Below are 14,251 nucleotides of genomic sequence, written 5' to 3'. Positions count from 1 at the left end.
TGCCCGGGCGAAACGTGAATGGTCGATCAGTGAAAATCGTGACTGCGGATCGGCACGAGATCATCGGGATCCTTGCCCGGCCCGTAGCCTGGCGAGCCCAGCGTCCTGCCGCGAGGCCAGGATGGATCGCGTGGATCGGGACCGCCGCCGTTACTGGCGCCGTCACCGCGTCCTGGCGTCACGGTAAAGTCGCTGTGGGCAATCGAGCGGAGCATGTCGTCGTGGTTGATGATGCGGTCGCAAATCACGTGGATGATCTCGCCTTCCTTCTGCAGGCGGCCGCGCATTGCGATCATCGAGGCGGACATGATCTGCCGGCGGTAGATCTCGAACTTGTTCGGCCACAGGATGCCGTTGGCGATGCCGGTCTCGTCCTCGATCGTCACGAACAGCACGCCCTTGGCCGATCCGGGCCGCTGGCGTACGAGGATTACCCCGGCAACCTCTATGTTGCGACCATCGCGGATCGCGCCAAGATCGGCGCAGCGCACGATGCGCATGGCATCGAGCTGCGAGCGCAGGAACTGGAGCGGGTGGCCGCGAAGCGACATCTGGAGCGAGCGATAATCCTCGACGACTTCGCGGCCCTCGCTCATCGCCCGCAAGGTCACGTCCTGTTCTACGCTCTCCGGCCTGAAACGCGCTTCGCGCTCGTCGGCCGCCGCGAAGAGCGGGAGCGGCGCGTCCCCTAGACCTTTCACCTTCCAAAGGCCCTGCCGGCGATCTTGTGCGATGCTGGAAAAGGCATCGGCCTCGGCAAGCCGCTCGATCGCCGCGCGCGGTACCCCGGCGCGGCGCCACACCTCCTCGATGGTTCCGAACCGGGCAGGGCCGCGTGCGGCGACGATCGCGGCGGCATGGACGTTGGCGAGGCCCCGCACCTGGCGAAAACCCAGTCGGACCGCGAGGTATTTGCCGCGGCCAGATTCGAGCGAACAGTCCCAGTGGCTGTGGTTGATCGAGACAGGACGCACCTCGACGCCGTGCGCCCTCGCATCGCGCACGATCTGCGCGGGCGCATAGAAACCCATCGGCTGCGCGTTGAGCAGGGCGGCGCAGAACACGTCGGGATGATGGTGCTTCATCCAGCAACTGGCATAAGCGATCTTGGCGAAGGAGGCGGCATGGCTCTCGGGAAAGCCATAGGAGCCAAAGCCCTCGATCTGCTTGAAGGTGCGTTCGGCAAAGTCTTTGGGGTAGCCGCGCGCGACCATGCCGCCGACGAGCTTGTCGTAGAAGTGGCTGACGCCTCCGGTCAGCTTGAAAGTCGCCATGGCGCGGCGCAGCTGGTCGGCTTCGACCGGCGTAAAGCCGGCGCCGACGATCGCAACCTTCATTGCCTGCTCCTGGAACAGCGGCACGCCGAGTGTCTTTTCCAGCACCGCGCGCAGTTCGGCCTTCGGATACTCGGGGGTCTCCTTGCCTTCGCGCCGCCGCAGGTAGGGATGTACCATGTCGCCCTGGATGGGACCCGGCCGCACGATCGCGACTTCGATGACGAGATCGTAGAACTTGTCGGGCTTGATGCGTGGCAGCATCGACATCTGCGCGCGGCTCTCGATCTGGAACACGCCCAATGTGTCGGCCTTCTGGATCATCGCGTAGACGTCCGGGTCGTCGTCCTGCAGGTCGGCCATGCCGACCCGGATGCCCTTGTGCGTTTCGAGCAGGTTGAAAGCGCGGTTCATGCAGCCGAGCATGCCCAGGCCCAGCACGTCGACCTTCATGAACTTGAGGGCATCGATGTCGTCCTTGTCCCACTCGATGATCTGGCGATCCTCCATGCGCGCCGGCTCGATCGGCACGAGATCGTTGAGCCGGTCCTGCGTCAGCACGAAGCCGCCAGGGTGCTGCGACAAGTGGCGCGGCGTGCCGATTAGCTGACGCGACAATTCCAGCGTCAGGCGCAGGCGATGATCATCGGCATTGAGGTTGAGGCTCTCGATCTGCTCGTCGCCGATCCCGTCCATCGACCAGCCCCAGACAAGCCCGGTCAGCATCTTGGTCAGGTCGCGCGGCAAGCCCAGCGCCTTGCCGACTTCGGCGACCGCGCCTCGCGTGCGGTAGCGGGTGACGACCGCGGTCAGCGCCGAGCGGTGGCGCCCGTAGGTCTCGTAGATCCACTGGATGATCTCCTCGCGCCGCTCGTGCTCGAAATCGACGTCGATGTCGGGCGGCTCCTTGCGCTCGCCCGAGACGAAGCGCTCGAACAGCAGTTCGTGTTTGATCGGATCGATCGAGGTGATGCCCAGCATGAAGCATACGCAGCTGTTGGCCGCCGAGCCGCGCCCCTGGCACAGGATGCCGCGACGCCGGCTCTCGGCGACGATCGCATGGACGGTCAGGAAATAGGGCGCATAGCCGAGCTGCTCGATCAGCCGCAGTTCGTGATCGATCTGCTTGCGGTAGGCCTCGCCCAGCCCTTGCGGAAACATGCGCGCCGCCGCTTCCTCGGTTAGGGCGGCCAGTGCCTGCTGCGCGGTGCGGCCGGCCATCACCTCCTCGTAGGGATACTGGTACTGGATTTCGCCCAGATCGAAACGGCACTGCGCGGCGATGTCGGCGCTGGCCTGGATGGCATCAGGGAAGGCGGCGAAGCGGCGCTCCATTTCCTGCGGCGACTTGAGGTTGCGGTCCATGAACCTCTCGCGCCTGAAGCCCAGGGCATCGATCGTCGTCTTCTCGCGGATGGCGGTCATTACGTCCTGCAGCGGGCGCAGTTCGGGTTGATGGTAAAGCACGTCGCCAGTCGCGACGCAGCGATTGCCGGCCTTGCGGGCGAGGGCATCGAGACCGTGAAGCCGGCTCTGGTCGCCCGGCCGGCGGCGCAGCGATAAAGCACAGTACCCGCGATCGCCGAAGGCGGCGCGCAGGTCCTGGAGGTGGGCAGCGGTCCGTGCGTCCGGCATATCCGGAAGCAGGATAGCGACCAGCCCTTGGCAACTCTCGGCTATGTCATTCCATGTAAGGATGCACTTGCCCTTGCCGCCGCGGCCCTTGCCCAGCGAAAGCAGGCGCGTAAGACGCGACCAGGCAGGGCGATCGGTAGGGTAGAGCAGCATCGCGCGGCCATCGGCCAGTTCGATGCGCGAGCCCGCGATCATGCGTACGCCCGTCTCCTTCTGCCCGGCCCATCCGCGCACGATCCCGGCCACCGTGTTATGATCGGCAAGGCCAAGCGCAGTGTGGCCAAACGTGGCGGCTGCTGTGAACAGTTCCTCGGGCGCCGAAGCACCGCGCAGGAACGAGAAGTGGCTGGTGACCTGCAGTTCGACGTAGGTCGCCATCAGCCGAACACACCATGGAGATACCAGGTGAGATCGCCGGTCGGTGCATCGACGCCGTCTCCGCGCCGGAATAGCCAAAAGCGATCTCCGCCTCCAGTCTCGACCATGAAATAGTCACGAACGGCCCACATTTCGCGGGAGCAGCGCCACCATTCGCCATGGATGCGCTCAGGGCCTTCGCCAGCCGACACCCGGTATGGCCTGCCGCGCCACGAGAAGCGACGCGGAGGATGATCGGGTAGCAGGGCGACCACGTTGGTGAGCAGTTCAGGCCGATGCAGCAGGCGAACCGGCCGGCGCCAGGCAGGCCAGCCGGCTGTCGTCGCAAGCGGCGGCATTCGGCGAACCGCGCGCTCAGGCACGTCGCTCTCGATCGCGCTGACCCGGAACAGCGCCTCTTCGCCAGCCCGGCCCGCCAGTTGGTCGACGAGCGGCGCGACATCAGGCGTGTGCTGGGTGTCCAGGAGGCCACTCCCGAGCGCGACCGGCTGCAGGTCCTCGACGCGCGGCGCGGCAAGCTTCATCACCTCGATGCCAAGCCCGGGGTCGATCCGCTCGACACGCATGGCGAACATGCGTGCGAGATGCTTAGCATCTCGGGTGGCGCGCGCGGTGCCCACGGCGATGCGCTGATCGATCCCGTCCACCCGCTGGCAAGTCAGCACTGCGGTGCGCAAGCCCAGCCGGCGGCCTTGCAGATCGTGCACGAGGTCGGTGAGAAGATCGCCGATTACATGGTTGATGGCCTCGGCGGTGACGATTGGTTCGAGCAGCCGGCGCTCGGCGCGAGGCTCCTCGAACGCAGTCACCGGAACGATCGGCTCGGCAACAAGGCCTCGCGCCTGGTCGAGCCGCTCGACGGCCTTCAGCCCAAGCCTCTTGGCTAGGGGGCCGCGCGGCATTGCATAGAGGTCGCCGATGCTTTCCAGGCCGAAACGGCCTGCCGTTGCCAGAGTGTCGCCGGCCAGGCGCAGGGCGGCCAAGGGCAGGTCGGCGATTGCCTGCGCCTCGCTGCGTGGAGGCAGGATAATCACGGTGTGGCCTGCGAAACGGGCAAGCGCATGCGCGGCGCCCGGCGTTGCGGCAATGGCGATGCGCGCGGTAAAGCCCAGGCGATCCAAAAAACGCAGAACCCGGCGACAGAAGCGATCCTCGCCGCCGAACAGATGCGTGGTCCCGGTGAGATCGAGCCAGAGGCCATCGGCATCGCAGGCACTTGCGGTTGGTGTCCAGTGCCGGACGGCGTGAAGCGCCAGCCGGTCGAGCCAGGCCGCGTCTGCAGTTCGGTCCGCGCCGCGCACGTCGAGGTCGCTTAGGAGTGCGCGTGCGTGGGCGGCGGCCATGCCGGGACGCAGTCCAAGGTCGAGCGCGACCGGGCAGGCGGCGGTCACGACGTCGCGTTGCCCGCTGCGCGTGATGAGGACCAGGGGCCTGGCCCGGAGATATGACTCGCGATGCGCCGCGTGCACCGGCCACGGCCTGCCGGCCGGTCCACCGTCGTCACAAGCCATGGCCCTGAAGGGATGATCGGCGGTTTCGCTGCGCCGCCCCATCTCGCGCATCGTCGGTCGCTGATGAGCCGGCAATGCGTCGATATCGGCCTGCGCCGAGGCGAGGCCAAGCGCACCTTGCGCCCAGCGTGCGCCGGGTCGCCATCCGCCGCCGCGCGGCACCGAGCAGGCACCGGGGTCGTCGTCAATGGCTTGCGAAAAGCGCGGGACCAGCGCGGCCGCGTCAAGCGGCGCGGATGGACGCTCCAACCGGCGTAGTCGCTCGATCGGCAACTGCGGCAGGTAGAGCGAGGCAACCCTGGTCATCGCAGGCCTCGACAAGAAGGGAAAAGGGATTGCCGCCGCGCTGGCGGACAAGTTCGATCGTCCATTGCCCTCGGCCGATGCCCGCATGGGGTAGCGCGGTGGAAGGCGCCGCTGCGATGCTCCAGCGCGTCATTGCAGCGGAGGGCTGAGCCAGCGGGCTGCGCTCGCGCGAACGATGCCGCCGGTAGAGAAGCATCGGGGTTCGCCCGTCGGACGCAGCCAGCTGCAGGCGCCGGGTAGCGGTCTGGTCGGCGGCTTTGACCTCGGCGATGACGCAGGCCAGCGATCCGTCGCGCAAAGCATCTTCGGCCAGTGCAAGGACTTCGGAGTCCTTCCTGCCCTGGGCATAAAGCACCTTGCCAGGGCCGAGCCCGACCTGTTCGAGGCCCGGAGCATACAGGTCGAAGCGGCTAAGCGCCCACAGCACGGTCATGCCCTGGACGGCAGCAAAGCGCGCGGCGAGCCCCGCGGCAAACAGGGTGGCGGCAGCATCGTCGCTCCAGCTGGCGCTGGCGCCGGCGATCTCGTGAAGCGCAGCGCCATCGAGGCCGCCGCTGGCTAGGCGTGTGTCGATTTGCGGCAGGCCGAACGGCAGCACCGGGCCGCGCGCTGCCTGCACCTGCGCGATCTGGGCGCGTAGTGCGGCAAGGTGCTCGGAAGGCAGCCGGGAGGGAAGGGCGGTTTGCAGGATCATTGGTCAACAGCGACTCATTTGTTCGCTATATGTTCTATTCTGACTGCCGCTGCGTCAAGGCGTCGGCCTATGCGAACAAGGCGAGTTGCTCGCTAAGCAACGGGCTGAAAAAGAGAAAGAATTTTCCGGACAACCGCTATGCTCAGTAGTGCCCTCAAGGAAGGGAAGGCGCTCGGGGGCTGTTGATGGGCGCGTTCGCTCGCGATTCCCACTGGTTCGTGAGACGCGGCGATATAAGACAGAGCGTGCTCACCGGCTAAGCGCCAGCCCCCCGTGTCCGGCACTCACAAGCTGCTCAGCCACAACCACATGAATTAAAGCACAGTCGATCTTGACGTCCCGCGCCTTAGCTTGCCCGCAACACGCGCGCAGCGGGCGGATTGCGGCTGCACTATAGGATCAAGCCTGTGTCCGCGTGGGCTCTGCAAATCCGCTGGGCCGCGCGACTTTCTGCTTTTCTGCTGCCCGCCGATCAGTGTAGCGCTTGTAAGCGTACCCGCCTGCAACTGCGGTGATGAGGCCGAGAGGGCCGAGGCGGCGTAGCACCATCGGCGCTGCAAAGCCGAGCAAAGTTCCTCCAGTGCCGCTCACCCCCTGGACGTGCTTTGCGGCCTTGTTTCCTGCGATTGCGCCGATGACCTTGCCAAACATGGGAATCCTCCTTGTGTGCGTTATGCAAGAGACCGGGCCGGGAATGGTTCCGCGCGCGATGTTATCCGGGTAATTCGGGCACCGGATGCGTTTCACATATCCACAGGCTGTGGACAAAGCGGCCTTAAGGCGCGTTCAGCGTGAGTATGCGACTTTGAACGCGGTTTCGGCTGTTCCATGGTGGAAGGCCGTGAAGCTCGAAAGCAACGTAGCTTTGCGAACCATAGACATCGACAGGACGAACTTCTCATGAACAACAGCGATCTCGCCGACGCCATCGCCAACGATCACGGCATTACCAAAGCCGACGCCCGCAAGATTGTCGACGCCGTCTTCGAGGCTATCGGCAGCGCGGCGGCCAAGGGTGAGGAGGTCTCGCTCAACGGCTTTGGCAAGTTCAAGGTTAAGGACAGCCCTGAGCGTGAAGGCCGCAACCCCGCAACCGGCGAGGCAATGACCATCAAGGCTTCGAAGAAGCTGACCTTCACGGTCGCCAAGGCGGTCAAGGACAAGCTCAACGGCTGATGCAATACGGTGGCGGCATCACGCTATTGCCGGCGCCGCCACCATGCATAATTTCCCTGACCAGTTTCCGAGGCCGAGCGGCATGATCGTACGGATAACAGTGGGCAGCAACGCTGATCTTCTTGAATGGTCGGCTCTGCGCACGTCGCTCTGGCCAGATGGCTCGGAAGCGGAGCATCACGAAGACCTGGTTCAGCTAATGGCGGAGCCACAGCCTTTCATTGGCTTTCTGGCGCGCGATCAGCGCGGCGCGCTTGTCGGATTTGCGGAAGCCGCGCTGCGTGTCGATTATGTCAACGGCTGCGAAACTTCACCGGTCGCGTTCCTTGAGGGGCTATACGTCGTGGAAGAATGCCGGCGGCAAGGCATCGGGCGCGGCTTGGTGGACGCCGTGGAAGCTTGGGCTCGCAGCATGGGCTGCGCTGAACTCGCCTCGGATGCCATGTTGGACAACACCGTGTCGCATGCGATGCACGCTGCGCTGAAATTCGAGGAAACCGAGCGAGTGGTGTATTTTCGCAAAGTTCTGACGTCGATGCCTCTGTTAAGCTGACTACTTCAGACGCAGCTTCGGACGTCCACTGGACCTTCTCCGCCGCTTGTTTACTGCGCTATCAACAGGCCGCGCATCTCTAGGGTATACAGTGCAGATGGGGCATTGATGCGGATCGGCCGCCGCCTCGTCCGAGCAGACCTTAAAAGCAAGCAAGCCGGTCCGTGCCAATTCGACGATAGGAATATCTGCTGGCCAATCGCTTCATAGGACCACGCGCTGTTGACGCATTATTGTAGTCGGGCGTACCTCGGATCGACGTGTTCGCTCCTTTTATCCTTGAAAAGGCCTGTAATCGCGTCGATCCATGATAAATTGCCATAAAGGCAATAGCACAACGTCGTCGTTATAAATCCGAGAGGGGCAAATCGATGCCTGACACCGAACCGACTTCCGATATTGCAGCACTGACCGTTCAACTTCTGAGCGCATATCTCGCCAACAACACGGTCAGTGCCGACGATCTTGCCGGCCTCATTCGCTCGACACGGGCCGCTCTGGTTGAAGGCAGCGCCCCTGAACAAGCAGAACCCGAAGCACCCACCTACTTGCCCGCGGTTTCAGTGCGTAAGAGCCTGGCGTCGGCAGATCACATTCTCAGCCTCATCGACGGCAAACCTTACAAAACGCTCAAGCGTCACCTGGCGAGCAACGGCCTCACCCCGGAACAATACCGTGAGCGCTACAACCTGTCTGCGACCTACCCCATGGTCGCACCGTCTTTCGCGGCGCGGCGCCGCGAGATCGCCGAACAGATCGGATTGGGTAATCGCAAGGCGGCTGCTGGCGGTTCGGCTACGTCAAGCCCAGCTTCCGGCGACGTAAGCGCAGAACTGAGCCCATCAACTGAACCCGCATCCGCACCGGTAAAGCCCAAGCCCGCTGCAAAGACAAAGTCCGCGGCAACGCCGAAACCAAAACAGCGCAAAGCTGCGTCCAAAGCTGATGCGCACCATACACCCGCTTCTTCGGTCGCCGCCCCGTCTTCCGAGCCCGTAAAGGTGGCAGCGAAGGCTGCGGCGGAGCCTGCTCCGGTAATGCCAAAGCGGCGCAACGTAAGAAAGGCTGGCAAAGCTCTCCCGGATTCCCCGTCTTCTGGGGCTGAAACGGGAGCTGTCCCAGCGGTCGAGATGGCTCCCGGCACTGCTGAGCCGGAGACCGCCGAGCCCAAGGTCGAAACCGCTGCTGCTGCCTCTGTCGAAACGACGACGGCAGAAGAGGCTGCGACCGGCCCCAAGATGCGGAGGAAGCAGCCGGTAAAGCGTATGGCACGGACACCTGAGCCGGCGAGAGAGTCTGCTGCCTCAATTCCAGTGGTGGAAGAAACTGCCGAAGTGGTCGAAAAGCCGAAGCGCCGGCGCAAGCTCGGCTTATTCGGGAACGAGGCCGCTGAGGCAACCACTGCGGTTGAAACGACGGTACCCGCTGTCGCGGCGGCTAAACCGCGTCGTAACCGTCAGGCCACTAAGGCCAAGTAAAGCTGTCGGACCCGCCACTCTGCCGCGACAGGCGGCAGAGTGGGATGGACAGGTTGGACGGCCCTGCCATACTTCTCCACACTGCTGGCGATATAATGGTAGTTCCGGATTGCTTGCTGTTGCTGCGGAAACGCGGATCCACTCTGTCGCCATGACGCGCTTTTAGCTCTGACAGAGCCGGTCAATTGCGGCCAGATTTGAGCGCGATTGCCTATACGGGCATTCCCACATGGCGATACTACGACACTTCGCCACCTGGATGCAGCGACGTTGGCCCCATCCATTGCCGCCATACCAGTATCAGCGACGCCATGATTACCGGGCCAACGAAAAGCCCGACGAGACCAAGCTCGGCTAGCCCGCCGAATGCGCCGATGATTGCGAGCAGGAAAGGCAGTTCAACGGCACTGCCGATGACGGCCGGTTGCACGACATTGTCTCCCAGCGTCATCACGCTCACTCCGAACCCGAACAGCAAGCCTCCGGCCAGAACATGGTTGGTCCCTAGCAGGATTAGACTCGCCAAACCGAATGCCGCCCATGCCCCGAACGGCACCAACGCGAGCGCAATCGTGAATGTCGCAAATAGCAATGGCTGCGGGACGCCGGCCACTGCGTAGGCGATCCCCAAGACGCCGCCTTCAAGGACGGAGACCAGCACGGTGCCGTTCACAGTTGCTCGAACCGCCGCGATCATCTGCTCAAGGAAGTTGCCGCCGAACGATCCGAACATGCGGATCGATACTTTGCGCGCCTGCTCGCCAATCAGCGGCCCTCGCGAAAGCAAGGAGGCCAAAGCGAGCAATGTGATCAGGAACAATCCCGATTCCCGCGCCACTTCGCCCCCGATTGATCGGGTCCATGTAAGGATCGACCCAGCGCTCAACGAGCCGAGGAGAGTATCCGCAGCCTTGGGGTTACCAATATGCTGCCCCCAGTACAGCGCGGCACGGTCACCGAATACCGGCAGTGATGGAAGCCAGGTCGGCATCGCAAGCCCGGTTTGCTGGACCTGCTGGACCCAGTGCATTGCCGCCTGGCTTTCCTGCACAAGCGTCACGGCCGCCAGTGACAACGGGCCAATGACGAACAGCGCTGTGACGATTGCGAAGCTTACTGCAAGAAGGCCCGGCCGACTCGGGAAGCGATGAAGCGCGCGGCGGTAAAGTGGCCATTCTGCTATGGCGATCACGGCGGCCCAGGCTAGCGGCGTAAGGAACTCAAGCGCCATCCAGATCGCCAGAACGATGACCACCGCTGTCAGCCATAGCTGACGCGCCTGTACTCTGGACGGTTCGATCTCCATCGCGGTCGTATCTGGTGTAAGCGGCTCCCCTGAAATTGGCTCGCTCATGAGGTTGTCTCCTCGCCGCAGGAATCGCGGATCATAAAAGATGTCGCTTCGGCGGCGGTCGATATGCCGCCCGACCAGTTCAAGCGTACCGCCTTACTAGCGCACTTCCCGAAAAAGGCGGTTCTCGAGCGGATAATACAGGTTAATCAAATTCGCCTAGATAACCGCGAATGGAATGTCGGTGAAATCGCGGGTGTGTTAGCGCGCGCTGCATCAGCAGCGGTTCAGGGCCGCGCCCGGTCACCTTGGAAAAACCTGTATCGAATCTCACCCTGTCGATACCCCGCCGGACGTCGCGGGTAGCGCCATCGTAAAAGTTCACGAGCCCGGTTCCTTGAAATGCGGGGGCGGGTACTTACGAAAGGAGCTGTTCCAGGCGCATTCCCGGATTCCGAACGGCTCAGGCAGTACAGTCCAAGGCTCATAAAGCGCGGCACTGCCCGCCATGCAGCACCAATGCCGGACCCGCCGCCGCTGACAATTGTGCTGTTCCCGTCCATGACGAGATTCCTTAATCGGGCATTCCGGAACGCTCCGGAGAAGGACGTAACGTCCCTTGGCACAACGTCGCTGTTGCGCGATCGTTGCATGAGTGGAAAATCCAGCCGCCCGCTTGGTGGTATGCCGAAAAATGCCAGTTACAGTCTGTCCATCCCGCGAACCCTGCCAGTTCTTTCAACGGCGACGCCAGTCAGTTGAAGACTGCGTGCCGCCTGGAATGGCTTGCCGTACCTGGCATTCTGCCGCCGATCCAAAAACCGAACCTTCCGCGTCTTTCAAGAAACAGGAACAGTGAAACCTGGGTCGGCCTTGGCCATGGCGTTAATGAACGCGGGTCTTTGCGATATCCGCTTCAGGTACTCCCGGATATGCGGATAAGGCTCAAGATCGCGCGGGGCGAACATCCGCATCGTCGTCAGCGGAAACACCGAGATGATGTCGGCACCTGTAAACGAGTCGCCTGCTAGGTAGGGCACGTCTGCAAGGCGGTTTTCGATCTGATCATAAGCCCGATCGAGGCGCGCACGCAGTGCCTTTAATACCCGCACATCCGCGTCTTCCAACTGGTTCGCGATCATGTCGACCATCGCTGCTGGCATCAGGGAGCCGTTCGCGAAATGAAACCAGAAGAGATAATCGGAATAACCAGCAGCTCCCGGGCGAACTTTAAGGCGGCCCTCGCCATATGTCTCGATGATGTACTCGATGATGGCGCCGGATTCGCCGAGCTGCAGTTCGCCGTCGCTGATGATCGGAGCTGTGCCAAATGGAGTTAGCGCGCGATATTCGGCGGGCGCCAGTCCGGTCTCCGGGTCGCGCTTGTAAAGCTTTAGCTCATATGGAACTTCCAGTTCCTCGCACAGCCAAATGATCCGGTCAGACTGAGAGATGCCGAGATGGTGTATGACGATCATCCATTTGTCCTTTTTATTGGCAGTTCGCCATCCGGTCCGAGATCGTTTCACAGGAGACCTCCGAGCGAAAAGCCGTGCTGGGGCGTGTCAGTTCCTAAGTCTCTCTCGTTTGACGCAGGGGCCCATCGCCTGCATCAGGACCGCCGGGTGCCTGAGCCTTTCGAAGGCCGGTGGAATCCGAACGACCGGCATTGCCACCCACGCCCCGATCGCGCCGTGCCAGGCCGGACGATCGCATAGCGTTGCGTCGCGTACGGTTCGCTCAATTTCCAGCCCCTCCCAGCACGTTGATCGTGAATGCCAGCACCCCCAGGTTAAACACGAAAGCTGCAAGGCAATGTAGGGTGGCGACACGCCTCACACCGGTCGTGGTCATAGCCACGTCGGAGGTCTGGAAGGTCATGCCCAGCGTGAAGCTGAAGTAGACGAAATCCCAATAGGCCGGCTCCTCGGTGCCGGGAAAGTCGAAACCGCGCGCGTCATCGTCGCCCTGACCGTCGCCATCGGTGTCGGCTCTCACATAGAAGATGTGTGCATAGTGAAGCGCGTAGGCCATGTTCGAGAACATCCACGCCAGCGCCAGCGTCGCGATTACCAAAGCCATTGCCATAGCGCGGGGACCGCCCTTGTCCTGAAGCTCGGAAAAGACCGCGACCAGCACGACCAGCGATACCGCCCCGATGATCGCGAGGAGCAAGGTACGATTCGCATCATTACGCTCGGCGGCGAGGCGCATCTGATTCGGCTCGGCGCGCGCGAGAAGAGGCCAGATCGAAACGAGGAACACACCGGTAGCCACGTCGAATCCTGCCATCATAGCATGACGCCAGCCCAGGAATGGATACAGCATTGGAATGCTGACACACAGGATCGCTGCAAACGCGAGGAAGCGTACCGGCGCAAGGCGCCTGCCAAGGTCGAGAGTCACGGCTGGGACTATAGCCAGCAACGGCGTCTGGTCGCAGGGAATATCTCTCGTCGATGGCGGTTTGATCCTGGCTACTTTCCAAGTGTCGTTTTGGCGCAGGCGCGATAGGTCTAGACCTGTTTATAAATAACGGTTTTATGACATAATTTGGCGATGCGACCCGTCCAATGGAATGGGTCTTAAGGACAAGGTACGCCGCGAGAGCGCAGGGTCCACGCCGTGCGAGTAGTAATACCAAGACGAAAGCTTTCCAGCCGCGCGCGAAAGCATCTTGTGCCGCTGGAGCAGTTTCCGACATCCAAGGTGCGCTCCGTCGAAATCGGCCGACCCGGCGCTTGACAACGACTTGGAACTCGCGCCGCCCCAGCGAGGCGGAATGGAAAGCTACATGTCGGCGCGTGCGATGAAGCTCCTACGCTACCCGGAGGTTCAGCCTGGCGGGGCGGCGACTGATCACGTCCCGCCGCCCGATTCGGTCGTCCGCCTGTCGCCGGCTCGTCCGAAATCCGGGCGCGTGCGGGCTTTGGGCGATGCCGTGTGCCGCCGCTGTGCAGGCACCGCCGCGCCCTCCCGGACGCGGCGCCCGCCGAGCTGCGGCGCGCGCGATGGTGCCGGCCTTGGCGGATAGTGATCCCGACCGGGAACGATGATGTTCGTGCAGGCGGCTCGAAGCACCTCTCGCCCCTGCGCCGTGCTTCTGTGCCGACCGATTGGCGGCTGATCGTATCTCCCCGGAGAAGCAGGTGCGAACGCATTCCCGGCTGGAAAGGGCATCGACCTGGAACGGTCGCGGCCCGGCAAAACCATCGCGCTGCGACTGATTTCCCCGCCCTTGCAGGGCTCCTCGCGGACAGTGCGCTTCGCGCACCCAAATCAGCCTTGGCGCTCCGGTCCTGCGCTGGCGCTTCGGCCTGGCGGTTAGCCGGTCCGCTGTCCCGTTCCTGACGGCGTGCCCATCGCCCGGAACTGGTCCGGTGCGAGCTTCGACAGGAGTAAGGACTATGCCCGCAATCGGATACGTCAGCCGCGACGGCAAGAGCTTCAAGGGTCAGCTTCGTACCCTCACGATCCGCACCGAGATCGAGATTTCGCCCAATCCGCGCAAGACCAGCGAGAACCATCCCGACTACCGGGTCACCTCGGGCGGCGTCGAGGTCGGCGCGGGATGGCTGCGCCGCTCGGAAGCCTCGGGCAACGACTACGTGTCGCTCAGCCTGGCGGCGCCCGAGTTCGGACCCCGGCGCCTTTACGCCAACCTGGGGCGCGCCGCCGGCCAGGACGACGAGGATGCCTACGCGATCATTTGGAACCCGGCCGACTAAGGCCGCGGTCCGCGCCCGGCACCCGCCGCAACGGCGGGTGCCGGGTCGGCTCTCTGCTCCAATGGGCCTGACGCCAGCCAAGGCGGAGCGAGAGCATCGGTCACCAAGCCCCCGGTCCGCAACGCTTTGTCCCAAGAGGCCCTGCTCAAAGACGTTCTGGTCCGGAACGGGTCGGCACCGACAGCGATGCGCCCGTTCCCGATTCGCCCCCGGTCGAAATCGCCTGC

11 protein-coding genes are annotated in these 14,251 nt (G+C 63.2%); 4 read left to right on the top strand and 7 right to left on the bottom strand.

Annotated features, from left to right (window positions below; genetic code table 11):
- Window positions 1–26: 26 nt before the first annotated feature.
- The 4 genes from BES08_RS06175 to BES08_RS06160 form a co-directional block, all read right to left on the bottom strand.
- A complete protein-coding gene (locus tag BES08_RS06175; protein WP_069707839.1) occupies window positions 27–3,287 on the bottom strand; it encodes an error-prone DNA polymerase in 3,261 nt (1,086 codons plus the stop codon).
- Complete coding sequence (locus BES08_RS06170; RefSeq protein WP_338043852.1) at window positions 3,287–5,104, bottom strand: DUF6504 family protein; 1,818 nt, start codon at window positions 5,102–5,104, stop codon at window positions 3,287–3,289. The genes BES08_RS06175 and BES08_RS06170 overlap by 1 nt, the downstream gene beginning before the upstream one ends.
- Complete coding sequence (locus tag BES08_RS06165) at window positions 5,022–5,798, bottom strand: ImuA family protein (protein ID WP_083274602.1); 777 nt, start codon at window positions 5,796–5,798, stop codon at window positions 5,022–5,024. Before BES08_RS06165 ends, BES08_RS06170 begins: the two co-directional genes overlap by 83 nt.
- A gap of 399 nt (window positions 5,799–6,197) precedes the next feature.
- A complete protein-coding gene (locus BES08_RS06160; RefSeq protein WP_069707838.1) occupies window positions 6,198–6,449 on the bottom strand; it encodes a hypothetical protein in 252 nt (83 codons plus the stop codon).
- Window positions 6,450–6,698: 249 nt separating this feature from the next.
- Between BES08_RS06160 and BES08_RS06155 the strand changes: the two genes are divergently transcribed.
- From BES08_RS06155 to BES08_RS31675, 3 genes are all read left to right on the top strand, one after another.
- Window positions 6,699–6,974, top strand: a complete 276-nt coding sequence (locus BES08_RS06155; protein WP_036530793.1) for an HU family DNA-binding protein — start codon at window positions 6,699–6,701, stop codon at window positions 6,972–6,974.
- An 82-nt stretch (window positions 6,975–7,056) separates the two neighbouring features.
- Window positions 7,057–7,527, top strand: a complete 471-nt coding sequence (gene aac(6'), locus BES08_RS06150) for an aminoglycoside 6'-N-acetyltransferase (protein ID WP_069707837.1) — start codon at window positions 7,057–7,059, stop codon at window positions 7,525–7,527.
- 371 nt (window positions 7,528–7,898) lie between these two features.
- Window positions 7,899–9,005: a Ros/MucR family transcriptional regulator gene (locus tag BES08_RS31675; RefSeq protein ID WP_083274601.1), complete on the top strand. Its 1,107-nt coding sequence runs from the start codon at window positions 7,899–7,901 to the stop codon at window positions 9,003–9,005.
- A gap of 238 nt (window positions 9,006–9,243) precedes the next feature.
- Here the strand turns inward: BES08_RS31675 and BES08_RS06145 are convergent, their stop codons facing one another.
- From BES08_RS06145 to BES08_RS06135, 3 genes are all read right to left on the bottom strand, one after another.
- Entirely contained in the window at window positions 9,244–10,359 is a 1,116-nt protein-coding gene (locus BES08_RS06145) for an AI-2E family transporter (RefSeq protein WP_083274600.1), read from the bottom strand.
- 776 nt (window positions 10,360–11,135) lie between these two features.
- Entirely contained in the window at window positions 11,136–11,774 is a 639-nt protein-coding gene (locus tag BES08_RS06140; protein WP_069707835.1) for a glutathione S-transferase family protein, read from the bottom strand.
- A 262-nt stretch (window positions 11,775–12,036) separates the two neighbouring features.
- On the bottom strand, window positions 12,037–12,702 hold the full coding sequence (locus tag BES08_RS06135) for a DUF1345 domain-containing protein (RefSeq protein ID WP_069707834.1): 666 nt from the start codon (window positions 12,700–12,702) through the stop codon (window positions 12,037–12,039).
- Window positions 12,703–13,703: 1,001 nt separating this feature from the next.
- Here BES08_RS06135 and BES08_RS06130 point away from each other — a divergent pair.
- Window positions 13,704–14,024 carry a DUF736 domain-containing protein gene (locus BES08_RS06130; RefSeq protein WP_069707833.1) on the top strand — a complete coding sequence of 107 codons (321 nt, stop codon included), beginning with the start codon at window positions 13,704–13,706 and terminating at the stop codon, window positions 14,022–14,024.
- Window positions 14,025–14,251 lie beyond the last annotated feature (227 nt).

The sequence above is a fragment of the Novosphingobium resinovorum genome (assembly GCF_001742225.1).
GTDB lineage: Bacteria > Pseudomonadota > Alphaproteobacteria > Sphingomonadales > Sphingomonadaceae > Novosphingobium > Novosphingobium resinovorum_A.
This window is presented reverse-complemented; position numbering and strand designations above follow the sequence as displayed.

What these genes read in the sequence shown, in the direction of transcription:
- BES08_RS06175 (WP_069707839.1), bottom strand. Translation starts at nt 3,287, where the DNA reads ATGGCGACCTACGTCGAACTGCAGGTCACCAGCCACTTCTCGTTCCTG.
- BES08_RS06170 (WP_338043852.1), bottom strand. Translation starts at nt 5,104, where the DNA reads ATGACCAGGGTTGCCTCGCTCTACCTGCCGCAGTTGCCGATCGAGCGA.
- BES08_RS06165 (WP_083274602.1), bottom strand. Translation starts at nt 5,798, where the DNA reads ATGATCCTGCAAACCGCCCTTCCCTCCCGGCTGCCTTCCGAGCACCTT.
- BES08_RS06160 (WP_069707838.1), bottom strand. Translation starts at nt 6,449, where the DNA reads ATGTTTGGCAAGGTCATCGGCGCAATCGCAGGAAACAAGGCCGCAAAG.
- BES08_RS06155 (WP_036530793.1), top strand. Translation starts at nt 6,699, where the DNA reads ATGAACAACAGCGATCTCGCCGACGCCATCGCCAACGATCACGGCATT.
- BES08_RS31675 (WP_083274601.1), top strand. Translation starts at nt 7,899, where the DNA reads ATGCCTGACACCGAACCGACTTCCGATATTGCAGCACTGACCGTTCAA.
- BES08_RS06145 (WP_083274600.1), bottom strand. Translation starts at nt 10,359, where the DNA reads ATGAGCGAGCCAATTTCAGGGGAGCCGCTTACACCAGATACGACCGCG.
- BES08_RS06140 (WP_069707835.1), bottom strand. Translation starts at nt 11,774, where the DNA reads ATGATCGTCATACACCATCTCGGCATCTCTCAGTCTGACCGGATCATT.
- BES08_RS06130 (WP_069707833.1), top strand. Translation starts at nt 13,704, where the DNA reads ATGCCCGCAATCGGATACGTCAGCCGCGACGGCAAGAGCTTCAAGGGT.